The organism is Aeromonas australiensis (assembly GCF_000819725.1).
Taxonomy (GTDB): Bacteria; Pseudomonadota; Gammaproteobacteria; order Enterobacterales; family Aeromonadaceae; genus Aeromonas; species Aeromonas australiensis.
This window is the reverse complement of sequence record NZ_CDDH01000001.1, coordinates 11223-36260: the sequence shown is the minus strand read 5'-3', so window position 1 is coordinate 36260 and position 25038 is coordinate 11223. Positions and strand designations below refer to the sequence as shown.

Here is a 25038-nt window from a genome sequence, read left to right as displayed (position 1 = left end):
CCAACAAGTATCCACTCATTACTGCCCGGCCTGCTTGGCCCAATGGAATGTCATATCGGGGTAACTCTTTACTGAACAACATCCAGGCATGCATCTACAACGGGTGTCTAGTCAAAGCTGTCATCATTGTTCAGTGGCAGGCAGATCTCATAGTGCAGCCCCCCCTCCTCGGGCAAGTAAGCGCGTATGCTCCCCCCCAGGTTGCTCTCTACAAGGTTATGAATACGAGACGCACTCAAACCACAGTGACGTGGGTCTCCCCGCTTGGTAGTAAAGAAGGGGTCAAACAGGCGGGGTAGCTCAGTGAGAGGCATGCCCGTTCCATTATCCCAATAGTGCAGCCGCAACCGATCGCCCTCCTCATCCAGCGTTAGCCCCAGACGCAACGGGCTTACTGCGCCATGCGCCATGCTGTTGAGGATCAGTTCCTGAACAAGATCCAAAAAAAGCCTCTGTGGGCACGTCAGCCAAGTGGTATTGCATACCATCACCATCTCGATGTGTTGTTGCTGAAACTCCTCGGCAAATCCTGCGATCAACATACTGATGACTTCATGAGGATTGAACCGCGTACTCTTCGGGGGGGCCTGATCCTGAGCCAGCGTTTTGAAGCGGTTGAGGAGGGTCACTACGCGCTGCAGGTTGTTTTCGACCATCATGGCTCCTTCCTGGATCTCGTCGAGCTGTAGCTTGAGCATATTTTTCCCCAGCGCACCCTCCTTCATGGCATGGGATATCTGATCACCGGCTTCATGAATAAAACTGGATGCAGTAATGCAGATCCCAAGCGGCGTGTTGATTTCATGGGCAATGCCAGCGGTCAGTTGAAACATGCTTTGATAAAGCTGAATGCGAGCCTGCTGACGATTAACCTCCTTAAGACGCAGCTGATTTCGCACTCTGGCCATCACTTCATGAGGATGGAAAGGTTTGTTGATATAGTCACAACCGCCGACCTGAAAGGCTCTATTGAGTGACTCGATGTCACTACTGGCACTGATGAAAATGACGGGTATGTTCCATAAATCAATGCGACTTTTGATCCGGCTGCAGGCTTCAAAACCGTCCATTTCCGGCATATTGATATCCATGATGACCAGGTCGGGTAACTGCTGCTCCATGCTGTGGATCGCTTGGCGTCCATTACTGGCCACCCTGATACTGTATCCTCCCTGCTCTAACAGATGATGAAGGATATCTATATTGATAGGTGCGTCATCAACTATGAGGATCGTGCTCATTAGGCCTCTCTGGAGCTAACCAACCCGAGAGCCATTGGCTGGCATGCTCAAAGTCATATTGATTAACAAGTTTATTCAAAGATATCAGCTCAGCAGGCCAATCCGCATGCATCTCTCTGATTTTTTGTAGCTGGGTTTTGGCGCTGGCATCCCCCATCTGCAGCAAGGGTAACAGACGGATAAGCTCTGATTTGATTGACTCCACATTCCCGGTTCCAGAGTCGGATGTGGTGTTCACCGGCACCTGCGGGAGGTGTTGACGTAGTGTGACGAGCTGAGCATCGAAGCGAGCGAATGCTTCTTCATCAGGCGCTCTGCTGCTATGGCAGTGCTCTTCAACGTCACTCGCCCACAGGGCAAGACGCATTGCTCCCAGATTGGCGGCAACTCCCTTGATGTTGTGTGCGTGGCGAGCCAGCGCATCGAGATCTGCACCCGTCAGCAAGGTTTTCACGAGCGCTTTATCATGTTCTTGTTGCGTGACAAACTCTCTCAGATTGCACAGCCAGCGCTCTTTGTCGCCACAGAAGCGGGTAAGGGCTTGCTCTTCTGCCAATACAGGCAACATCTGTTCCTGGTCTGGCACAGGTAACCATTTGGTGATTTTGGTGAGCATATCTTTTACATCGATCGGTTTGCTGATGTGGTCATTCATTCCGCACTCGAGACAGAGCTCAACATCCTGACGCATTGCATTGGCAGTCATGGCTATGATGGGGAGCGACTTCCAGGCGGGAATTTCCCTGATCTTGCGTGTCGTACTTACGCCATCCAGCACTGGCATCTGCATATCCATCAGCACCAGATCGAACGCCTCACGCTCAAGCCATTCAAGGGCTTCCTTGCCCTGATTGGCAATCCTGACAATAGCTCCGTAGGGTTCCAGCAAACCCACTGCAATCTCCTGATTGGTCTGATTGTCCTCAACCAGTAACAAGCGAGCTCCATTCAGGGTCAAATCAGGATGCACAGCTCCCTCGGTCAGCGCTGGCTGAGGGTGATGAAACAGGTCGACAAGGCAGTTGAACAGAACAGATGGATTGACTGGCTTGATGATGAGTGCATCGATCTCGTTATGGCTCTGCAAAGCCAGATCGCGGCAATGGGCTGTTGCCAGTACCAACTTGCTTGTGGGGGAGATAAGGCGGATCTGTTTGCAGACGTCAAGCCCATCCATACCTGGTAACTGCCAATCCATGAAGACAATGGCAAAAGCATCCTGGCTGGCGTGCTGGATAGCGCTCTCACCATCTTCTGCCAGCGTGACCGTCAAGCCCATTGCCTCCAGTAAACTCTGCATGATCTCGCGGGCTAGCGGGTGGTCATCAACCACTAAGGCGCGGATCCCGATGAGTTCATTTAGGCTGGTGACATACTGACCCGCCTTGGCGCTCTGCAGCCCCAACTGGATGTCGAAGGAGAAGCATGAACCTATTCCCGGAGTACTGCTGACGCTGATCTCTCCACCCATCAATTCAACCAAATGTTTGGAGATGGTGAGTCCTAATCCTGTTCCACCATAGTGACGAGTGATGCTGCTATCAGCCTGAGAGAAAGATTGAAACAGGCGTCCCAATTGCTCCGGTGTCATGCCGATCCCGCTGTCACGGACCTCGAAATGAACCCAGACATGATCGTCATGTTGCTCTCTGGTCTGAATACGCAGCACAGCCTCACCGCTTTCGGTAAATTTGACCGCATTGCCACAGAGGTTAATGAGGATCTGCCCCAGACGCAGGGGGTCGCCAATCAGGGCTTGAGGCATGGCGGGATCAATGTCAAACAACAGCTCGATCCCCTTCTCCTGAGCTCTGATCCCGAGCATATTTCCGAGGTTGTCGAGCACGCCATCCAGCTGAAAATCGATAAGCTCCAGCTGGAGGCGTCCAGCTTCCACCTTGGAAAAATCCAGGATGTCATTGATGATACCTAATAGTGATTTGGCGGCCTGATCGATCTTGCCCACATAATGTTGCTGCTTGGGGGTCAGGTCACTCATCATGGCCAATTGAGTCATTCCGATAATGGCATTCATCGGGGTACGGATCTCGTGACTCATATTGGCCAAAAATTCCCCTTTGGCTTGAGAGGCTTCATCGGCCAAGTCTTTGGCCTGGCGTAACGCCTGCTCCAACGCCTTTTGCTCTGTGATATCAACCAGTAATCCCACAATCCCTTCCGGGCGGTTGTCACTGCCAAGATAGGTGGCTTCATAGATGCTCATTTGATGCTTGGCGCCCCCCGGGGCTGGCAGCGTCAATTCATAGTGGATAGCGGCAGCTTCTTGCAGCAAAGGGCCGTGATTCTCGAGGAAGGCATCGCCAACCGGAAAGAGGTGGGCCAGAGGCATACCGATGATGCTCCCCTGCGGATGACCACAGAATTCAGCGAAAGCAGTATTGACGCCAAGCAACAACTGCTGCTTGTCCAGGTAGTACATGGGATTTGGAATAGCATTGAGTACCTGCTGAGTGAAGCGTAACTGCTCGCTGATACGCTGCTCGGCCTTCATCTGCTGCTGTTGGTTAAGGGTTAGCTGGAGCCCAATTTCCAGCTCCTTGCACAGTAGAGTCAGCCACTGTTGACGCTCTTCTTCCAGTGGCGCCAGGGTGCCCAGCTCGAGCAGGCCAAGAGGAATATCGTTGCTCCACAGGGGGAGAAAGTGGATCTCGCTCAAGGTGAGTGAGCCCCCCAGCATAGGGAGAGTGCAATGGTCCTGTAGATCGGTCAGTTTATGGGGCTGACGATTATGGAGCAGTCTCAGTTGCAGGCTCCCCTCTACCATTTGCTGTTCCGCGCTGCCCGGGTAGCCAATACCGGCACTTCGAGTCAGTCGCTCCTGCTCCCACAAATAGATGCCCGCCAGCGGAACATTGAAGCGCGCCATCAAAAACTGAATGACCCGATTACCAAATTCAGTTGCACTGTCGCAGCCCCTGCTCGCATCGGAGAACTCCTTGAGCAAGTTGTTGTTATCAAGCTGGCGCCCAATTTCGCGCAGCAGCTGGTTCTGGGCAAGCGCCAGCTCCCCCAGCTCTCCCTGATGCCAACTATCCTCTTCTGCCTGATAGTCATGGGTATTTACTCTTTGGATAAGACGCTCTTGCATTTTGGAAAGCGGGGAGAGATACCAGCGCCAGATAATGGCAAAACCACAGAGGGTTGCTAGCAGCAGTAGCAATAACGCTATCTGCTGCTGTTGAGCAAAACTGCGCAGCTGCTTTTCCGCCAGGAGCTGACTTTGCTGATTGCGCTCGCTCAACGCCGCATAAAACTCACCAAGGGGCCGCATGATACGCCACTTCTCATTGAGATATTGATCGCTGAAGAGCAGGCGAGTGGCCGTTTGCAGGTCCGGTTTTCCATCCAGGCTGTCAATGCCCTGAACGGCGGCAAAAGCGCGACGTTCTATGGAGACCAATTCATCGGATATATTCAACGATTGCTTGAGTAGCAGCAGTTCCAGCGTCGAGAGCCCGGCATGGTCGAGCTGTTTTTGCAAACTGGGAGCAATAAACTCCCTGTTCAGCGCGGGAAGGGGAAAATTGGTTGTTGCAGCCTGATCCCAGAAGCCAAAGCTGTGCCCCTCCTGCTGGATCATCTGGCCATTACGTACCGCCAGTACATAGTTGAACAACTGCAGGAAACGGGGTTGCCCGGTGACAGCGTAGGCCCTGGCAAATTTACTCAGATGATCCGAACTGTTTCGGATCTCTTGTGCCAAGGCCAGCCGTTGAGCTGACTGAGCGTAGATATTGATTAAGGCGTGCTGCTGACGATCCAGTTGCCACGATAAATGGATTAAATAAGCAAGCAGGGCACTGATGAGAATGAAAAGCAGGAGTGAGACAGTCTTGATGGAGCGCATGGGTACTTCTCCGATAAGGTCCATGAAAGTATAGGTAACGGGCGATAGAGTCGTGCGGTAACCGGTCGTCTATCGACGCAGTTTTCTGGGTTTTGCGCACAGGGGCCCCTTGGCGTGACTTACCGTCTGAATACGGGGACTGGAAAAACACCCATCGCCGCTTTTGTCGTTGGCGTGACAAGGGCATTTGGGCTCGCCTTCAAGAACGTCTGATAAAAGAACCTGATTGCGAATGGCTGATGCTTGACGCCAGCCATATCAAGGTTCATCCCCATGCAAGTGGTGCTCGGGGTGGTAATCAGGATATGGGAGTCACTAAGGGGGGCTGAACGGCAGAATCCATTTGGGCGCCAATGAACATGGAATGCCAATAAAATGCATCATTACATCGGGTACGACCGCAGATTGTACGCAAGGCGCGACCTTGATTGACGGCTCGGAGGCCGCTTATCTCTTGGCGGACAGGAGATATGATACCAATTCAGTGATTGATACCGCCTACGCCCAGGGGATGGAGCCTGTCATACCTTCCAAACGGAATCGTAATGAACAACGAGACCACGACAGGGAGCTTTATCGGGCAAGACATTTGGTGGAAAACGCCTTCCTTCATCTGAAGCAATGGCGAGGCATTGCCACAAGATACGCTAAAAACATGAGATCGTTTGTAGCAGCGGAGCAGATCCGCTGCGTACATTTATGGGTCTCTAGCTTCTGACGATAGCCCCTAGTGACTGTCCAAATTCATTGGTCCAAATTCATTGAGCCACTACATTTATCTAGCTGCCAGGTAGCAAGGGGGTTACACCAGATAAGCGCGCAGCATCCAAACCAGTTTTTCCTGTTGCTGCAAATAGTCAGAGAGGATAGATGCTGTGCCCTCATCACCGGCTTCGGCGGCCTGGCCCAGAATGCGGCGCTGGGCGACCAGTAGTTCGCGGAAGCTCTCCAGCAGGGATTCGACACAGGCGCGGCCATCGTGCAGCCCCTTCTGCTCGGGGATAGCAGAGACCTTCAGGTAGTCGCTGAAACAGTGCATCGGTACTCCGTCCAGAGTCAGGATCCGCTCGGCCAGCGCATCGACTTTCAACAGCAGGTCGTTGTAAATCTCTTCAAATTTCAGGTGCAGCTCGAAGAACTGGTTGCCACGGATATTCCAGTGGAAGCCGCGCACGTTCATGTAGAGGATCTGGTAGCTGGCCAGCAATTTGTTCAACTCGGCTGCCAGGGCTTGTGATTGAGCAGTATCAAGACCAATCGGGCTTTTCATCATTCACCTCCGGATTTGGAAATCGGTTTGAAATTCTCTTTCGGAACTTGTCTTTCGAAACCCGGTCAGAATAACGCCTTGCAAAATGCAGGGACAATTGCTTGTGCCTGACTGTTTGATAGCTAACAACTATCAAACAGTGCATCGCAGCAGGGGCAATGGATGAGGATTAGGGGAAGTACTTTTCGAGCAGCGCCATCAGGATAGCCTGACACTCGTGGTCCGGTTCGCTATCGACCTTATTGGCGCGAAAGTGGAGCTGAAAGGCGCCCATCACGGCGCGGCTCTGTGCATCCCACTGGCCGGTTTGGGGCAGACTGTAGCCGTAGCGGGCCAGCTGTTGCTGCCACATGGCGGCATCCCAATGGGGCAAAGGAGTGGCCAGTAGCGCCGTCACCCGATCTTCATCGGGCCAGGCGCCGACCCCGTAAGTCAGATAGAGCTGACGCCAGGGGAAGTGGGGGCCGGGATCCTGTTTGCGCTCGGGGGCGACATCGCTGTGAGCCAAGACGTGAGTCGGCGGGATCTGGTAGCGGGTGACCAGCTCCCGGCTGAGGGCGCCGACGGCAGCAATCTGTTGCGGGGTATATGGCTGCCAGCGGCGCTGGTGGGCTGGCAGAGTGTCATCTTCTGCGGGATAGCCGAGGTTGACGATCTCGATGCCAAGGGAGCTGGCATTGAGGCCGGCATATTGCTGCCAGCGGCTACGCCCTGCATGCCAGGCCCGTGCGCTGTCCGGTACCAGCTGATAGACAGGTTGCGGCGTTTCGTGGCGGTCGCGCGGGATCAGGTAGTGGGCGCTTACCTTGTGCTCCGGTTCGGTCAGCAGGCGCAGTGAGTTGGCGTCATCCTCGTCGGTGTAGTGGAGGATCAGAAAGGCGATCCGCGCGTTCTGGCTGGCGCTCTGATAGCGAGTCGAGAGCTGATATTCAGAGGGAGTACAACCACCCAGCTGCAGAACCAGTGGCAGAAAGAAGAGGGGAAGAAGCCAGCGCCACCTTCTTGCCGTAGCCAGTTTGCTGAGGGTGGGAAGAGTGAGTCGCTGGCACATGCGGGAGCCCGTTCGCTTAGCCGCGGTATTTGGCAGTGAGGCCGATCAGGAAGTTGCGCAGGATCTGATCCCCGCAATCCTGATAGTGCTTGTGATCCTTGGCGCGGAACAGGGCACTGAGCTCGGACTTGGAGAGGTTGAAGTCGGCGAGCTTGAGGGTGCCGAGCATATCCTCTTCCTTGAAGTTGAGGGCGATACGCAGCTTGCGCAGGATCAGGTTGTTGTTGATCCGGTTCGGGATCACCTGGGCCGGGGCATCTTCGCGCACACCACGGCGAGTGATGATAAGGCCATCGAGGAACTGGCTCAGGGCCGAGTCTGGGCAGGCCGCATAGCCTGCCTCTTGCTCTTCACCCTCTGCCGCCTCTTTCATCAGCCAGCTGTGTAGCTGGGCGTGAGTGACCGTCAGGTTACCCTTGGCAAACATCTCGACCATCTGATCGTTGCTGATGGTGAGGGCGTAGCGCAGACGGCGCAGAATATCGTTGTTGGTCATGCTGACTCCTGTGTAAACGGCGCAACTTTACCATCTGGCGGCCCTCGCGTCAGAAAAAGCGCGGGCCGCAATCGTTCAGGTCACGCTCATCAAGCCTTGCCGAAATAACGGGGTGCCTCCTGGCGCACCAGCTCCAGCGCATCTTGCAGCTCCAGCAGCTCGGGTTCCAGCTCGCTGACCGGCACGCCGTCACGCAGCTGTTGCTCCAGCTGGGAGAGCAGCCGTTGCAGCCCCGGCACCCCGGAATAGGCACAGCCGCCGTTGAGGCGATGGAGCTGGGCCAGCACCTCGCTATCTTCAATTTCGCCAGCCAGTGCGCTATCCAGCACCGGCTCGACCTCGTCGAAACTGGCCAGCAGCATGGTCAGCATCTCTTTGGCGAGATCCTCTTTCCCCGCTGCCTGCCGCACTGCCAGTGCCCAGTCGATCTGCTGGGCGCCGTCATTCTGGTGGCGGCGGTGGGCAAAGTCAGTGATGAGCTGGGCCAGCATGCTCTCGTCGATGGGCTTGGCCAGATAGTCGTCCATCCCCTGGCGGATCAGCCGCTCCCGTTCGCCGGGGATGGCGTGGGCGGTCACCGCCACGATCGGGGTGGTGGTGTTGAGGGACTGGTTGCGGATCGCCTGGGTGGCGCTGATGCCATCCATGATCGGCATCTGGATATCCATGAAAATGATATCGAATGGCTGGCTCTGTGCCAGTCTGACCGCCTCCTTGCCGTTTTTGCACACCACCACCTGACTCACCATCTCCTTGAGCATGGCGGCGATCAGCTTGAGGTTGGCGGCGTTGTCGTCCACCGCCAGCACCTTGATCGGCTGCAACTGGCGCGGCGCAGGTTGCGCGGGCAGCTTCTGGCGGCTCGATTCCGGCGATAGCAGAGCGTGCAGCAGCTTGCGGTGGTTGACCGGTTTGGAGAGACAGTGCTGGGCACCATGAGCCAGCATCGCCTCATAGAGCGCCGGCTCGTGGCTGCTGAGCAGCACTATGGTGTTCTGCTGCTGGCTGTTCAGGCTGTCGAGGCGGCCAATGACCTGCTGCGGCGTATGCCGGGTGCTGCTGCCGATGATCACCATCTCCTGCTCGCTCATCTCGGGCCAGGGTTCATCGCTGGTCAGTGGGCGCACATCGAGGTGCCACTCCGCCAGCAGGGCGAGCAGGGAGGCTTGGGCGAAGGGATCCGGTTCCAGCAGCCAGAGCCGCTTGTCACGGATCCGATCCAGCGGCAGTTGATCGCTCTGGGGCAGGGGTGAGACCTCCAGATCCAGACTGAACGAGAAGATTGATCCCTTGCCAAGCTCCGATTCAAAGCGGATCTGGCCGCCCATCTGCTGCACCAGCTTCTGGGTGATAACGAGGCCCAGGCCTGTGCCGCCATAACGGCGGGAGATGGAGGAGTCGGCCTGATTGAAGGCCTGGAACAGTTGATGTTGCTGTTCTGCCGAGATGCCGATGCCGGTATCGCGGATCTGGACGTTGAGCCGCACCTGGTGGTTGCCGCTGCCGGTCTGCTCGATATGGACATCCACGTTGCCCTGTTCGGTGAACTTGATGGCGTTGCCGGTGAGGTTGGTCAGCACCTGCTGCAGGCGGGTGGGGTCGCCGGTGAGGGCGTCCGGAATATCGGCGTCTACCCGCAGTGATAGCTCCAGCTGCTTGTCGTGGGCGCTGGGGCCGAGCAGGTGCATGGTCTCGTTGAGGGTGTCGCGCAGGCTGAACGGGATATGCTCCAGCTGCAGTTTGCCCGCTTCCAGCTTAGAGAAGTCGAGGATGTCGTTGATGATGCCAAGCAGGTTGCGCGCCGATTTCTCGATGGTCTGCATGTAGTCGGTCTGGCTCGGGGTCAGGCTGGTTTTCAGCAACTGGCGGGTAAAACCGATGACCCCGTTGAGCGGAGTGCGCAGCTCGTGGGACATGTTGGCCAGAAACTCCGACTTGACCCGCGCCGCCTCCTGCGCCCGCTTCTTGGCCATGTCGAGCTCGACGTTCTGGATCTCGATCTGCTCCAGGGTTTCGCGCAGGTCAGAGGTGGCCTGATCGATATTCTGCTGCATCTCTTCGTGATATTCGGAGAGCGCTTTGGCCATGGCGTTGATGCCATTTTTCAGCATATCCAGCTCGCCGGTGAGCTGGCCGCTGACCCGGGTATCGAGCCGCCCCTCCCTGATCTTGTGCACCGCCTGCACCATGTTGGTGATGGGCTGGGTCACACTCTTGACCAGCCGGAAGCCAAACAGAGTACTGAAGGCGACCCCGATGAGCACCATGATCACCGCAAAGAAGGTGTCACGATACTGCAGCAGCATGGCCCTATCTGTTGCCATCTGCATCGAGATATAGCCGATCATCGGCGGCTCCGCATCGCTGGGTAGCGGGAAGCCATCAAGGCTGGTTTCAGCCTGGATCGGGGTGCGCAAAATGATGTCGTCCCCCTGAAACGTCACGCTGGTCAGATCCGGAATGGGTTCGCCATCGGGCAGCCTGAGCCGGGTGAAATCCCGGTGGTAGTTCGAGGTGACGAACAGCTGGTTGTCCTGGGTGAAAACCGCGATGGATTTGATGAAGGGGGAGTTCTTGCGGTGGGTCAGGCCAATCAGTCGCTTGAGGGATTCGCGACTGTGCTGGGTCATCCCGTATTCACTGGCGATCGCCAGCGGCTCTATGATGTTGATCCCCTGATCAATGAGGTTGTTTTCCAGCTGCTGGTAGCGATGGAAGGTGAAGTAACCGGCCATCAGGCCACCGATGATCAGGGTCGGCAGGATGGTGAAGGCGAGAACGCGTGCTCTCAGGCCATATTTGGTCATACGAACAGGCCACCAGTGAACAGGGTTGGCGATAGGGTTGATGGCAATACACGGGCTCTGTGGCCGTATTTGGTCATACTATTATTCTTGTGGGACAATACCCGGCAGCAGATTCCACAATCATGACATAGCCACCTATAGGCACCAAGTTTTATGGCCCAGTTTTTCAAGCCCCAAAAGAAGTCCACCCAGCTCCAACGCATTGAATTTACGATAGACACCCTCGATCACCACTGCGTCGGTATCGGTCGCCATCAGGGCAAGGCGATCTTCGTCGAAGGGGCACTGCCCGGCGAGACCGTCAAGGCCCGCATCACCGAAGAGAAAAAGCAGTATGGTCACGCTGCCTTGCAACAGGTGGTGACCCCGGCGGCCAATCGTATCGCCCCCTTCTGCAGCCACTATCGCGAGTGCGGCGGTTGCAGTGCCCAGCATATGTCGGCTGCCGATCAGCAAGCCGCCAAGGCGGCCGGACTGGTCAGCCTGTTCGAGCGGTTGGGCAACATCAAGACGCCGGCGCTGGAGCCGGTACTGACCGGTGAAGATCGTGCCTATCGCCGGGTCTGTCGTCTGGCCATCAAATTTGACAAGAATGGTCGCTGCACCCGGGTCGGTTTCCGCCGCCGCAACAGCAACGATCTGGTGGAGATCGAAGGGTGCCCGGTGCTGGCCGAGCCGCTCTCTGCGCTGATTGCCCCGCTGCGTGAGTGCCTCAATCGCCTCAAGAGTCAGCGTGAGCTGGGTCATGCGGAGCTTATCCAGGCCGAGCAGGGGATCATGATGCTGCTGCGCCACACCGGCCGCCCCAATGAGGCGGATCGCGCCCTGCTGGTGGAGTTTGCAAAAGCGCAGGGGATCGACCTCTATCTGCAGGCGGCCGATGATCGCATCGAAGCGCTGCAGCAACAATTTTCCCCATCCTACTCGCTGGATGGCCTGTCTCTTGCATTCGCTCCCGGTGATTTCATTCAGGTCAATGGCCCCATCAACCAGAGCATGGTGGCGCAGGCGCTGACATGGCTCGGGGCGAGCAAGGATGACAAGGTGCTCGATCTCTTCTGCGGTATCGGCAACTTCACCCTGCCGCTGGCCCGTCAGGCTCGCGAAGTGGTGGGTGTTGAAGGTGAACTGGCCATGGTGCAGCGGGCCGAAGAGAACGCCCGTCGCAACGGCATCACCAATGCCCGTTTCTACAAGGCCGACCTGAGTGATGACATCGTCGGCATGTCCTGGGCGCGGGAAGGGTTTGAGCTGGTGCTACTGGATCCGGCGCGCCCCGGTGCCCTGGAAGTGATGGGACACGTCGTGAAACTTTCACCCAAGCGGGTGGTCTACGTCTCCTGTAACCCGGTCACCCTGGCCCGGGACAGTCAGGTGCTGGTGAAAGGGGGTTATCGTCTGGTGCGCCTCGGTATGCTCGACATGTTCCCCCACACCGGTCATCTGGAATCCATGGCACTGTTTGAGCGGATCTAGATTGTAGGGTATTCAGATGTTCTGTCGCAGCGGGCATCTGAAGTTCATGGGACTGTTTGAGCGGGAGTAGACGAGTTCACTCTTGTGCACAGGCTTCGCCAAGCTGGATGAATTATCTGGCACTGTCTTGGCTTTTTGAGCGGGGGGGATTGGGGTAATCTAACCCTTCGTAAGTCGACAGGGTCTGCTGGTGCGCCCTATTGTCTTTCTGGACAATATGCCTTGAAAAGTGCACTGGAGATCCCCATTTGAGGCAAACTCATGAGGGGGAAGGTGAACAGCTTTCGGCCCGATAATTTAAAGGATTGATACCATGGTTGCGGTTCGCGATATTCATTTGAAAGACAACTTCACCCTGGAAGAGTGGGTCAGCTCGCTCTCCTTAAGTGACAGTGACAAGGATCAATTGCGAACCGTCTACCAGTACTGTCTGACGCTCGGGGATGAGGCGTTGACCAGCAAGCTGCTGGTGCGCGGTATCGAAATGGTGGGGGTTCTGCTGATGCTCAGCATGGATCTGGGCACCCTCAAGGCCGCCATTATCTACCCCTTTGTCGAAGCCGGTCTCATCAGTCAGGAGCGAATGGACGAGGACTTCGGCCCCAAGATCGCCAAGCTGGTGGAAGGGGTGCTGGAGATGGAAGCCATCCGCTCCCTGCAGACAGTCCATCGCAGCGAGACCTCACCGGAGCAAGTGGACAACGTGCGCCGCATGTTGCTTGCCATGGTCGAGGATGTGCGGGCTGTGGTGATCAAGCTGGCGGAGCGGATCGCCTGCCTGCGGGAAGCGAAGACGGCGGATGAAGAGACCCGGGTGCTGATGGCCCAGGAGATCACCAACATCTATGCGCCCCTCGCCAACCGTCTGGGCATCGGCCAGCTCAAGTGGGAGCTGGAAGATCTCGCCTTCCGTTATCTGCACCCGGATACCTACAAGCAGATCGCCAAGCAGCTCGACGAGAAGCGGCTCGACCGCGAGCGCTACATCCGTGAGTTTGTGCAATCGTTACGTAATGGCCTGCAAGAGGCTGGCGTCGAGGCCGAGGTCTACGGCCGCCCGAAACATATCTACAGCATCTGGCGCAAGATGCAGAAGAAGCACCTCGAATTCAACGAGTTGTTCGATGTGCGCGCGGTGCGGGTGGTGACCAAGCGGCTGCAGGATTGTTATGCGGCGCTTGGTATCGTCCATACCCAGTTCCATCACATTCCCCGCGAGTTTGACGACTATGTCGCCAACCCCAAACCCAACGGCTATCAGTCGATCCATACCGTGGTGGTGGGGCCGGAGGGCAAGACGGTCGAGATCCAGATCCGTACCGACCAGATGCATCAGGATGCCGAACTCGGCGTCGCGGCCCACTGGCGCTACAAAGAGGGGCCGCAGGCTGGCGGCAAGGCCAACACCTTCGAAGACAAGATCGAGTGGCTGCGCAAGCTGCTCGCCTGGCAGGAGGATCTCTCCGAGAGCGGCTCCCTGCTGGAAGACCTGCGCAGTCAGGTGTTCGAGGACAGGGTCTACGTGTTCACCCCGAAAGGGGATGTCATCGACCTGCCGGCGGGGGCCACCCCGCTCGATTTCGCCTATCACGTCCACAGCATGATTGGCCACCGTTGCATCGGTGCCAAGATTGACGGCCGCATTGTGCCGTTCACCTACGCGCTGCAGACCGGCGATCAGGTGGAGGTGATCACTCAGAAAGAGCCGAATCCGAGCCGCGACTGGATGAACCCCAACTCAGGCTTTCTGCGCTCCAGCCGGGCGCGGGCCAAGGTGGCGACCTGGTTTAGAAAGCTGGATCGGGACAAGAATATCGTGGCCGGTCGTGAGCTGTTCGAGAAGGAGCTGGATCGCCACAACCTCAGCATGTCCAAGATCGACAAGGGCAACATGCTGCGCCGTTTCAATCTTGAGAGCACCGACGATCTGCTGGCCGGTATCGGCAGCGGTGATATCCGCATCAATCAGGTAATCAACTATCTCGATACCTGCTACAACAAGCCGACGGCAGAAGAGGAAGATCGCCGTCTGCTGGAGAAACTGGAGCAGAAGGCCAATGCGCCGTTCCGCCACAAGCCAAAAGATCACATTGTGGTGGAAGGGGTCGGCAACCTGATGACCCACATCGCCCGCTGCTGCCAGCCGATTCCGGGGGACTCCATTCAGGGCTTCATCACCATGGGCCGTGGCGTCTCCATTCACCGGGAAGATTGCGAGCAGCTCAAGGAGCTGTCACGGCGCAACCCCGAGCGGCTGATCGATGCGGTGTGGGGGGAGAACTACTCCGGCGGCTACGGCCTCACCATCCGGATCATCTCCAACGATCGTTCCGGTCTACTGCGGGATATCACGACCGTGCTGGCCAACGAGAAGATCAATGTGATGGGGGTGCGCTCGCGCTCCAACGTGCGCGAGCAGACCGCCGAGATCGACATGGAGCTGGAGATTTACAACATCAACGCCTTCAACCGGGCGTTGGCCAAGCTCAGTCAGCTCAATGACGTGATCAGCGCCAAGCGGCTTTGATAGCGAACCGACCGGCCCCAGTGGCCGGTCTGCATTTACGACCCTTTTTGAACGAATCGAAAGCGAATATCTCATGTCCCAACCTTACGACCTCTCCCAACTGCTCGACATGAGATTGCTCGACTGCGCGGCTTGATGTCGCTTCCTCCCCATTTAACGAATCGAAAGTGAGTAGCCCATGTCCCAACGTTACGATCTGCCCCAACTGCTCGACATGAGATTGCTCGACTGCGCGGCTTGATGTCGCTTCCTCCCCATTTAACGAATCGAAAGTGAGCAGCCCATGTCTCAACGTTACGAGCTGCCCCAACTGCTCGACATTGAGATTGATCGACTGCGCAGCTTGATGTCGCTTTATCCCCATTTAACGAATCGAAAGTGAGTTAGCCCATGTCTCAACGTTACGATCTGCCCCAACTGCTCGATATCATGGCTCGTCTGCGCGACCCGCAAAACGGCTGCCCCTGGGATCTGAAACAGGACTTCCAGACCATAGTGCCGCACACTCTGGAAGAAGCCTACGAAGTGGCCGATGCCATCGAGACCGAAGATTGGCAGGGGCTGAAAGGGGAGCTGGGCGACCTGCTGTTTCAGGTGGTGTTTTACGCCCAGCTGGGTAAAGAGCGTGGACTGTTCGACTTTGCCGATATCGTCGATACGGTGAGTGAAAAGCTGATTCGCCGTCATCCCCACGTTTTCTCGGATGCAGATCTCTCCAACGAGCAGGCGGTAAAAGCGAACTGGGAAGCGGAAAAGGCCAAGGAGCGAGCAGCCCTCGACAAAGAGAGCGTGCTGGACGATATCCCGCAGGCGCTGCCGGCCCTGACCCGCGCCGCCAAAATTCAGAAACGCTGCGCCACCGTCGGTTTTGACTGGAAGACCCTGGGGCCGGTAGTGGACAAGATCCACGAAGAGATCGACGAGGTGATGGAAGAGGCGCTGATGGCCGATGTGGACGAGGCGCGGGTGAGCGATGAGCTTGGCGACCTGCTGTTTGCCACCGTCAATCTGGTGCGTCATCTGGGCAAGGATCCAGAGCAGGTACTGCGGGGTGCCAATGCCAAGTTCGAACGTCGTTTTCGTCAGGTTGAGCAGATAATCGCCGCAGAAGGCTTGAAAATGACCGATTGTACCCTTGAAAAGCTCGATGCTGCCTGGGATCGCGCCAAGGAAACCGAGCAAAGTTGATTTGGCGCAAGACGGGGGGACGGTGAGCCTGATAGATTTTTGCTCATTGTTTGGGAGAGGGGTTTTTGGTATACTGTTTCCCCGTCCTGCTTCATCCCCGAAGCACCCCTTAAAATTCCCTAAACTTCTTTCAGGTTCAGCATGACGACCAAATATATTTTTGTTACTGGTGGCGTTGTTTCATCCCTCGGCAAAGGCATTGCCGCAGCTTCTCTGGCAGCCATTCTGGAAGCCCGTGGTCTGGATGTGACCATCATGAAACTGGACCCGTACATCAACGTGGATCCGGGCACCATGAGCCCGACCCAGCATGGTGAAGTGTTCGTAACCGAGGACGGGGCCGAAACCGATCTGGATTTGGGCCACTACGAGCGTTTCATCCGTACCAAGATGACCCGTCGCAACAACTTTACCACCGGCCGTATCTACGCCGACGTACTGCGTAAAGAGCGTCGTGGTGACTATCTGGGCGCTACCATTCAGGTTATCCCGCACATCACCAACGCCATCAAAGAGCGGGTGATTGCCGGTGCCGAAGGCCATCAGGTTGCCATCGTCGAAGTGGGCGGTACCGTAGGCGACATCGAGTCCCTGCCGTTCCTCGAAGCCATTCGTCAGCTGGCTGCCGAAGTGGGCCGCAACAACGCCATGTTCATGCACCTGACGCTGGTTCCTTACCTGGCCGCTGCCGGTGAAGTGAAGACCAAGCCGACCCAGCACTCCGTCAAAGAGCTGCTCTCCATCGGTATCCAGCCGGATGTGCTGATCTGCCGCTCCGACCGTGCCATTCCGGCCAACGAGCGTGCCAAGATCGCCCTGTTCTGCAACGTGCCCGAGCGTGCCGTCATCTCCATGAAAGACGTCGACTCCATCTACAAGATCCCGGCACTGCTGAAATCCCAGAATCTGGACTCCTACTTCACCGAGCGTTTCGGTCTGGAGTGCAAAGAGGCTGACTTGTCCGAGTGGGAACAGGTTATCTACGAAGAGGCCAACCCGACTGGTGAAGTGACCATCGGTATGGTGGGCAAGTACGTCTCCCTGCCGGACGCCTACAAGTCTGTTAACGAGGCGCTCAAGCACGGTGGTCTCAAGACCCGTCACTCCGTCAACATCAAGTACATCGACTCTCAGGATATCGAGACCCGTGGCGCCGAGCTGCTGGAAGGTCTGGACGCGATCCTGGTGCCGGGTGGCTTCGGTGAACGCGGTGTGGAAGGCAAAATTCTGGCTGCCCAGTATGCCCGCGAGAACAAGATCCCCTACCTGGGTATCTGCCTCGGCATGCAGGTTGCCATGATCGAATTCGCTCGCAACGTGGCGGGCATGGAAGGGGCTCACTCCTCCGAATTCAAGAAAGATTGCGCGTACCCGGTCGTCGGCCTCATCACCGAGTGGGTGGATGAAGAAGGCAACGTCGAGACCCGTACCGAGAAGTCCGATCTGGGCGGTACCATGCGTCTGGGTTCCCAGCTCTGCCACCTGGTCGAAGATTCCAAAGTGCGTCAGATGTACGGCAGCCCGACCATTTACGAGCGTCACCGTCACCGTTACGAAGTAAACAACAAGCTGCTGCCGCAGATTGAAGCGGCAGGTCTGAAAGTGACCGGTCTCTCCGCCGACAAGAAGTTGGTGGAAATCATCGAGATCCCGGATCACCCCTGGTTCGTGGCCGCGCAGTTCCACCCGGAGTTCACCTCTACTCCCCGTGATGGCCACGCTCTGTTCGCCGGTTTTGTGAAGGCGGCAGGCGAGTATCAGAAGCGTAATTTGAAGTAATTGAAAATAAATGCGGTTGGGGCCTGTGCCACAGCCGCTTTTTTTGGCATATTTTTGTTGTTTTTTTACGAAACCTGAGGAAATACACATGTCCAAGATCGTTAAAGTGATCGGTCGTGAAATCATCGACTCCCGTGGTAACCCGACCGTTGAGGCCGAAGTTCACCTGGAAGGTGGTTTTGTTGGTATGGCAGCCGCTCCGTCTGGCGCGTCCACCGGTTCCCGCGAAGCGCTGGAACTGCGTGACGGCGACAAGAGCCGTTTCCTGGGTAAAGGCGTGCTGAAAGCCCTCGAAGCCGTAAACGGCCCGATCGCTCAAGCTCTGCTGGGTAAAGATGCCAAGGACCAGGCCACAGTTGACCAGATCATGATCGACCTCGACGGTACCGAGAACAAATCCAAGTTCGGCGCCAACGCCATCCTGGCTGTTTCCCTGGCTAACGCCAAAGCTGCCGCTGCTGCCAAAGGCATGCCGCTGTACGCCCACATCGCCGAGCTGAATGGCACTGCTGGTGTCTACTCCATGCCGCTGCCGATGATGAACATCATCAACGGTGGTGAGCACGCCGACAACAACGTCGACATCCAGGAGTTCATGATCCAGCCGGTTGGCGCCAAGACCCTGAAAGAAGCCGTTCGCATGGGCGCAGAAGTGTTCCACAACCTGGCCAAAGTGCTGAAGTCCAAGGGCTACAACACTGCAGTTGGTGACGAAGGTGGTTTCGCTCCTAACCTGAAATCCAACGCCGAAGCGCTGGAAGTTATCGCTGAAGCCGTTGCCGCTGCCGGTTACAAACTGGGCACCGACATCACCCTGGCGATGGACTGCGCTGCTTCCGAGTTCTACGACGCAGAGAAGAAAGAGTACAACCTGAAAGGCGAAGGTCGTGTCTTCACCTCCAACGGTTTCTCCGATTTCCTGGAAGAGCTGACTGCCAAGTTCCCGATCGTCTCCATCGAAGATGGCCTGGACGAATCTGACTGGGAAGGCTTCGCCTACCAGACCCAGAAACTGGGCAAGAAAATCCAGATCGTAGGTGACGACCTGTTCGTAACCAACACCAAGATCCTGAAGCGTGGTATCGACAACGGTATCGCCAACTCCATCCTGATCAAGTTCAACCAGATCGGTTCCCTGACCGAAACTCTGGCTGCCATCAAGATGGCCAAAGACGCTGGCTACACTGCCGTCATCTCCCACCGCTCCGGTGAGACCGAAGACGCGACCATCGCCGACCTGGCTGTTGGTACCGCTGCTGGCCAGATCAAGACCGGTTCCATGAGCCGCTCTGACCGTGTTGCCAAGTACAACCAGCTGATCCGTATCGAAGAAGCTCTGGGTGCCAAAGCTCCTTTCCGCGGTCTGAAAGAAGTTAAAAACCAGGCTTAATAGCTGGTTTGTCAGCGCTTGCGTTGGCATGATGAAAACCGGAACCGTATGGTTCCGGTTTTTTTTCATCTACAGGTTGCCCTTTTGGTGAGCGAGAGGGTAATGGGCCGCTCTGATGAATGGGCTGAGTGATGATGGATGTCATCGCCATAATGCGGGGGAGTGCGTGTATCACGCACTGTTATGCACTGAATCCGGTCTTCGGTTGGGTAGATGCAACAAAACGCTGCAGAAGTCGCTTGCCAGCAGGAGGATGGCCCGTTTATCCGTGACTCGTGTGGGCTGACGATAGCATTATACGAGTTTGCAGCACCGTTCTTGACAGAGCGCTGTTCATATCTAGGTCACAATACTTGGTTCACACTTTCCATCACTTTGCACGAGATTGTATTTCCCCACCTCACCCTATGCAGTATAAACGTAGGGGGAGGTGTGAGGATCTATACGCGCGAGTATCACTGGCCTATCCAGCAATGAGGAGTGAGCAACCATCACCCAGCGATGCTCAAGGCAAGTCCAAATGGAGGTAAATGATGAAACATTTCAAGAACATCTTGTTTGTAAGTCAAGGGTTGACAGACGATAAGGAATCACTGGAACAAGCCATGCGGGTTGCTCTTGTCTCTGAAGCAAAGCTGAGTGCCCTGATTGTTACCCCTGAGTTGCCTGCAGGCATGGCCACCTATCGGGAGGTTCACGAACATTCGTTACACCGGACCCTCCAAGAGAAAGTTCAGTTGATCCAGCAAGAGCTGCAATTGCCTCCTCAAGAATTGCCTACGGTCATCATTAGCAGTGACAAGCCGGCGGTGACCATCATTCAGTATATTTTGACTCACCATCATGATCTGTTGATCAAGGATGCAGAAGAATACGGCGAAAGCAGTATCGGATTCAGAGCCATTGATATGACTCTACTCCGCAAATGCCCATGTCCGGTTTGGCTAAATCGTCCCAATATCAAACCGAAAAAAAATCGTCGTGTGGCAGTAGCGATTGATCCGAATTGCCATACTGCAGAGCAGAAAGCGCTGGCGCTTAGATTATTGGAATTATCACGGGCAATCGTTGATAGTTGTGACAGCCGACTTCATATCCTCTCGTGTTGGGAATATGAATTGGAAAATTATTTGCGCAATAATGTATGGATAAAGGTTGATGATGATGATCTGAATGCGCAAATAGAGGAGGCGCGTGTCACGCATCGTGCAGCTCTGGATCTCCTGATCGCTGATTCAGGGATAGAAGGCGACCTGATAATTCATCACCAACACGGTACACCTGATAAAGAGATCCCTGCCTGTGTAACCCATCTCAATATTGATGTTCTGGTGATGGGCACACTCGCTCGAACAGGAATTCAAGGTTTTGTAATGGGGAATACGGCCGAAAATATACTAAAGGGCATTGACTGTGCCTTGGTAGCGTTGAAGCCAACAGGTTTTATTTCCCCTATCAGTTAACGCCCTCTGCTGTTATTAAAGTGAAGCACCTCTGTGGTGCTTCACTTTTTTCGACGCCAAATAACATATCCCTTTTTTTGCATTGCCTTACCTAACATGTGTGCCAGGGCGGGAGCACACTTTGTTAAAAATTATCGAAAGCATAAATATCGAACAATCCAGACAACATTAATGCTCAAAAATCAAACTTCTGACTAATTGCGTTAATGCAAAAGAGAACCATAAGTGGTCGATATCTGTTCGATTTGTGTGTTTGTTATTAAATTTAACAAAGTGTGCTCCCGCCCTGATTAGATCACAGACGATCAGCCTATTCAAATTTCATTAACAAAGTGCGATCCCGCCCTGTATGCCAGTCAGGGAACAACGATTGATGGTGATGTTTTTGTATACTGGACGAGTGGTATGGATAGAGCAAATAGCTATGTTGCGGGAAGTCGGCATAAAGATAATTGTCATTGGTTTTTTAACAATCAAGAGTTAAGTTTTTTATCAGACCATCATGAAATAGACAATATAAAAACATTGGCCAAGGCTATGTCTACAGATAAAAGAAAGGATATGGCGATTGAGCATATTAAAAACAATGGCGAGGCAGGCTCCCCAAAGTATTACGAAGCAAATTCAAGCACAGTGTATACATTACAATAATTATTTAAAATATTGCAAGGTTAAATCTATTTTTAACACAGTGCTGCTGTGTTAATATTTTGTGTTATAACACCAGGCATGAGTTAATGCTGTGCTAAATTCTAGAGACTTTATTCTTGATAATTCATCCTGTAATAGCTCATCAAAGTCATCTCCTGTCTGTTCAGACATTAATTCGTAAAATACTTCAATTTCCTTAAGTTCCGCTATTATGGCGCTCTTTCTGCTACCGAACAATACAGGGTCGTTATTTAGATTTAATACTCTAATTGTTTCTGTGGCAATGAATTTATCCTCCTCACTTAAATTGGCATGGGGGCGAACATCTCCTGTTGTCAAAAAAAGAAGGTAATCTGATGGGTTATCTATATCCGGCTTAATCAAATGTTCGGGATCATATGCTCCTGCACCATTGTCTTTATAAATTCCACATCGTTTCCAGCCGCCTTTTTGAGATGAGTCCCCACAAGATCCAAACAAGTTATTCCAATCGAAAGTCAAATGAGTATAGCTAGCTCTTGTTTTGAAATGTTCAATATGCCTACGGGATAATTTGCATTCACAATATGCACAAAATCCACCTTGCATAATGTCGATAGCCTCCCATATCTGAGTCTTATCCGCTGACTCCCAACCATCACGGCCACTGACTAAGTTGGCTAAACATGCCGGTGCATTAGACCTTACTAACTTTTTCATATTTACAGGCCTTTATCTTTATTCTTATTTAAAACCTTCAATTTCAAATTCTTTATTCTTATCAAACTATCACATCGTTTAATTTCATTACTGTTCTCGCCGAAATGGTTCTTTATTTTTTCATATAATTTTTGGGCTTTTGAGTTTTCTTCATATATAGCAATTTCTAAAGATTCTTCAAAATCACTAACCCAATGAGACTCAGCTATTTTAGGTGGGGTTGCAAAGACCCTCATTATTTGCTCTAGAATATCTGAGTTAATGACACCTTTAGTCTGGAATGTGGGGATAGACAAAGCAATGGATTCATCGCTATCCGCATTCTCGAATTGACGTATACATCTCTTATCGATAGTTGATAGCACAATAGGACTATGGGTAGTAATAATGAATTGAATATTAGGGAATAGCGACCTCAAATTTTCTATTATATCTTGCTGCCATTGAGGATGAAGATGAAGTTCAATCTCATCAATCAAAACAATACCAGAGCCTTCAAATGGATTATCTAAAAGTGGGTTTAGCATGATCATTCGTCTAGCAAGATCCGCCACTAGACTAAGGAAAATTCTTTGACCATCCGAGAGTTGTTCTACTGTTACGTTATGGCCGTCGTTAGTTAATTTTACAACATCAAATCCAGATGACGTTTCAACCCAAATATTACTAATGCTGGGTATGCTTCGACTAATTGCATCAATAATAAGTGCTTTCTGTGATTGGGCTGAAAAAGAGTCACCATCTTGATTGTATGAGGCTTTTAATAATGCATTATTTAGCTGGATTTTTGCATTTTCAAGTAGGGGAATTACAGAAACTAATCCTGCATCAATAGATTTTTGTAGATCGTTAACTTGTTGTTTTAATATATCAATAGATGTGCTTGTATCTTCTGCTGTACGTTTATGTAAAGCAATAAACCATTCTATAAAATGGTCGAAACGGCCTGCTCCAGATAAAATATTTGTATAAGCATCAAAGCGACCTTCTCTTAATTCGCTGTTATCTTTTATTGGTTTAACGAACGGATGAGAACGCTCAATAGAATATAATGCAAAAATTGGTAGATTAATAGTTTTCTTGGCGTTTACAATTCGCCATATATCGGAAATATTCTTTGCATCCTTTACAATGCTTTCTCTCCGAGTCGGCATGCCTAATGCTGATCTTGATAGTCTAACCGATATGTTTTTCAGGCCTTTTCCAAAAAAAAAGTTACTTGTTACATCACAGTAATTAATTTTTGAGTCATTTTTAATATCCGTCAGCTCACTCAATCTTTGACCTGCACCATCCTCCTTTAATATATTTGCTGTGAACCAACTTAGGGTCTTTGCAATAGCGGTTATAATGCTGGTCTTACCTTGACCATTACCACCAATGATCACGGTCAGGTCATTCTCAAATCTCACATCAAGCTTTGAGAAGCGCCGGAAATCAGTCATCGTTAATGAGCGAAGATAAAATTTATTCTTAGGTGTAGTGATTTCATTTATATTTATTTGGTAGTGTTGTAGATAGTTCCAGCAATGCTCAAACCATTTATCAGACTCTTTGGGATTATAATTATCCCCATTTTGAGAATAGGTCTGATAAAGAGTAAATGCAGAAAGTAAATCCCCCCCACGAGCTTTTCTTTCTAGTTGTTTAGTCATTAATTGCTCCTGTTATACTACTTATTAAGTCAACAGTATATTTTTCTCTCATCCTCATAATGAACTGTGGCTCAATATGGTTAGCAAAGGCTAGTAGACCACGCAAATATCCGAGCTCAGTATCATCCAATAGTCCATATTTATGCTGATTTATCAGATGCTTTAAAAATCTTTTACGCTCGCGACCGAGAGATAGATTACCTTGGTTGTTAATTGTAACGCCTGTAACATGACGATTATGTGCCTTTGATGAAAAAACTGTCTTTCCATTATTTAAGCGCAAGGCACTATTATATAATTTCTTCAGCAATGTCTGAATCAATGCTGGTAGTAATTTTAGAATATCTTTTATGTTTGTTGAAAAAGTCAAATCGTCAGCATACCGAGTGTAAACGATACCTAAAGTTTGACATTCTTCCGTTAACAGGTGATCAAACTTATATAGGCAGAAATTAGAAACTGCTGGTGATGATGGTGCACCGACACTTAGAAACAACGTTTTTTTACTACGCCTTACTGGTTGCCAGAATAAAATCTTCTCTACGTAAATTCTATCTTGTGTAGAAGAAAACTTGGGGTCATTGACTAAACATTCATCTATACAATTCCAGAAAAGTGTAGGGGTAATTGAATTGAAAAAATTTTCAAGATCTATTTTCAAAAGGTATTGGTTTTGAGCATGTGCGAGGGCATTGTCTCGGATACTTTTACCCTTGCGATAGGCCATAGCGGCATCGTGAACTGGCAGCGTATAAAGCTGCATCAATGCACGTTGATACACTTTCAACGCTTTGGCTGGTTGAGCTATGATTCTAAACCCACTTGTGCGCTTGGGAATTCTGTAGACTTTGTACTTGCGAGGGGCATTTTGCAGAAAGAGACTAACGTCAAACTCACTCTGATGTAAGAACGTAGCTAACTCTTTGATAACCGACATAACTTTACCTAGTAAGAGCCCGACGGCAGAGCTGTCGGGCTCAACTCTTTACTAGAGGAAGCGAAAGTGTCGCAACCTGAAGGAGGAACGAGTTCGGGTTGCGACACTTTCGCAACCCTAAAAACGCTCAATAAATTGGTGTCTGGCTAATCACCCGACAAGACGTAATACGTCCAACGCTAAAGAGCTTTTTCAGCCTACCGTACTAAATAGCGATAAGCAACTGTATTTTTTTGTTTCAATTCAAATGGTTAGCTGGCATTAAGAATAAAAATTAGCTCAGAGCATTAGCGAAAAGCGGCTGATTTCGGCTTACTTGATTCCCAATGAGGAGCTAAAGCTGATCCCGAGCTGTATAAGGCCACATGAGCTCTTAGATCCCGCCCTCAAGCCCACCCCACGACTTGGAGTGGTAAAGAGGGTGGTGCGCTTTGTACGTTGCCTATGAGACGAATCAAACAATCAAACATGATTTTGATCCCAAGTTTCAAACTGATGAAAATTCTCAGCTGGGATAAACGGCATTGCACTGTCTGGTGC

The 25038-nt window shown here is 52.7% G+C and carries 16 protein-coding genes and 1 pseudogene; 8 read left to right on the top strand and 9 right to left on the bottom strand.

All coding sequences use genetic code 11. From position 1 onward, the window contains the following. Positions 1 to 107: 107 nt before the first annotated feature. Positions 108 to 1241, bottom strand: coding sequence for a hybrid sensor histidine kinase/response regulator (locus tag BN1117_RS00130; RefSeq protein WP_040093859.1), 1134 nt, complete (start codon positions 1239 to 1241; stop codon positions 108 to 110). Further along, a complete protein-coding gene (locus BN1117_RS00125) occupies positions 1219 to 5109 on the bottom strand; it encodes a hybrid sensor histidine kinase/response regulator (protein ID WP_052441361.1) in 3891 nt (1296 codons plus the stop codon). Before BN1117_RS00125 ends, BN1117_RS00130 begins: the two co-directional genes overlap by 23 nt. 59 nt (positions 5110 to 5168) lie before the next feature. On the opposite strand from BN1117_RS00125, the pseudogene BN1117_RS19760 reads away from it, so the two are divergent. Next, a pseudogene (locus tag BN1117_RS19760) lies at positions 5169 to 5827 on the top strand (IS5 family transposase); the annotation flags it as partial. Positions 5828 to 5911: 84 nt separating this feature from the next. Here the strand turns inward: BN1117_RS19760 and BN1117_RS00115 are convergent. From BN1117_RS00115 to barA, 4 genes are all read right to left on the bottom strand, one after another. Then, a complete protein-coding gene (locus tag BN1117_RS00115) occupies positions 5912 to 6379 on the bottom strand; it encodes a Dps family protein (RefSeq protein WP_040093850.1) in 468 nt (155 codons plus the stop codon). A 169-nt stretch (positions 6380 to 6548) separates the two neighbouring features. Further along, positions 6549 to 7430, bottom strand: a complete 882-nt coding sequence (locus tag BN1117_RS00110; RefSeq protein ID WP_040093848.1) for an N-acetylmuramoyl-L-alanine amidase — start codon at positions 7428 to 7430, stop codon at positions 6549 to 6551. Positions 7431 to 7446: 16 nt separating this feature from the next. Next, complete coding sequence (locus BN1117_RS00105; protein ID WP_040093846.1) at positions 7447 to 7926, bottom strand: YehS family protein; 480 nt, start codon at positions 7924 to 7926, stop codon at positions 7447 to 7449. Between the two features lie 89 nt (positions 7927 to 8015). Next, a complete protein-coding gene (gene barA / locus BN1117_RS00100) occupies positions 8016 to 10733 on the bottom strand; it encodes a two-component sensor histidine kinase BarA (protein WP_040093844.1) in 2718 nt (905 codons plus the stop codon). 153 nt (positions 10734 to 10886) lie between these two features. On the opposite strand from barA, the gene rlmD reads away from it, so the two are divergent. From rlmD to BN1117_RS19265, 7 genes are all read left to right on the top strand, one after another. Then, entirely contained in the window at positions 10887 to 12209 is a 1323-nt protein-coding gene (gene rlmD / locus BN1117_RS00095; RefSeq protein ID WP_040093843.1) for a 23S rRNA (uracil(1939)-C(5))-methyltransferase RlmD, read from the top strand. Between the two features lie 313 nt (positions 12210 to 12522). Next, a complete protein-coding gene (relA, locus tag BN1117_RS00090; protein WP_040093841.1) occupies positions 12523 to 14736 on the top strand; it encodes a GTP diphosphokinase in 2214 nt (737 codons plus the stop codon). Positions 14737 to 15126: 390 nt separating this feature from the next. Next, positions 15127 to 15924 (top strand): nucleoside triphosphate pyrophosphohydrolase, encoded by a 798-nt coding sequence (gene mazG / locus BN1117_RS00080; RefSeq protein WP_040093837.1) that lies wholly within the window; start codon positions 15127 to 15129, stop codon positions 15922 to 15924. 141 nt (positions 15925 to 16065) lie between these two features. Further along, entirely contained in the window at positions 16066 to 17703 is a 1638-nt protein-coding gene (gene pyrG / locus BN1117_RS00075) for a glutamine hydrolyzing CTP synthase (RefSeq protein ID WP_005335584.1), read from the top strand. A gap of 88 nt (positions 17704 to 17791) precedes the next feature. Continuing rightward, complete coding sequence (eno, locus tag BN1117_RS00070) at positions 17792 to 19093, top strand: phosphopyruvate hydratase (protein WP_040093835.1); 1302 nt, start codon at positions 17792 to 17794, stop codon at positions 19091 to 19093. Positions 19094 to 19623: 530 nt separating this feature from the next. Then, a complete protein-coding gene (locus BN1117_RS00065; RefSeq protein WP_209435216.1) occupies positions 19624 to 20556 on the top strand; it encodes a universal stress protein in 933 nt (310 codons plus the stop codon). 405 nt (positions 20557 to 20961) lie between these two features. Further along, on the top strand, positions 20962 to 21207 hold the full coding sequence (locus tag BN1117_RS19265) for a hypothetical protein (protein ID WP_156129805.1): 246 nt from the start codon (positions 20962 to 20964) through the stop codon (positions 21205 to 21207). Positions 21208 to 21258: 51 nt separating this feature from the next. Here BN1117_RS19265 and ptuB read toward each other — a convergent pair whose 3' ends face one another. The 3 genes from ptuB to BN1117_RS18785 are packed head-to-tail and all read right to left on the bottom strand — an operon-like array spanning position 21259 to position 24498. After that, entirely contained in the window at positions 21259 to 21906 is a 648-nt protein-coding gene (gene ptuB / locus BN1117_RS18790; RefSeq protein WP_082032525.1) for a retron Ec78 anti-phage system effector HNH endonuclease PtuB, read from the bottom strand. A 2-nt stretch (positions 21907 to 21908) separates the two neighbouring features. Beyond that, complete coding sequence (gene ptuA, locus BN1117_RS00060) at positions 21909 to 23561, bottom strand: retron Ec78 anti-phage system effector ATPase PtuA (protein ID WP_040093832.1); 1653 nt, start codon at positions 23559 to 23561, stop codon at positions 21909 to 21911. After that, complete coding sequence (locus BN1117_RS18785) at positions 23554 to 24498, bottom strand: retron St85 family RNA-directed DNA polymerase (protein ID WP_082032524.1); 945 nt, start codon at positions 24496 to 24498, stop codon at positions 23554 to 23556. Before BN1117_RS18785 ends, ptuA begins: the two co-directional genes overlap by 8 nt. Positions 24499 to 25038 lie beyond the last annotated feature (540 nt).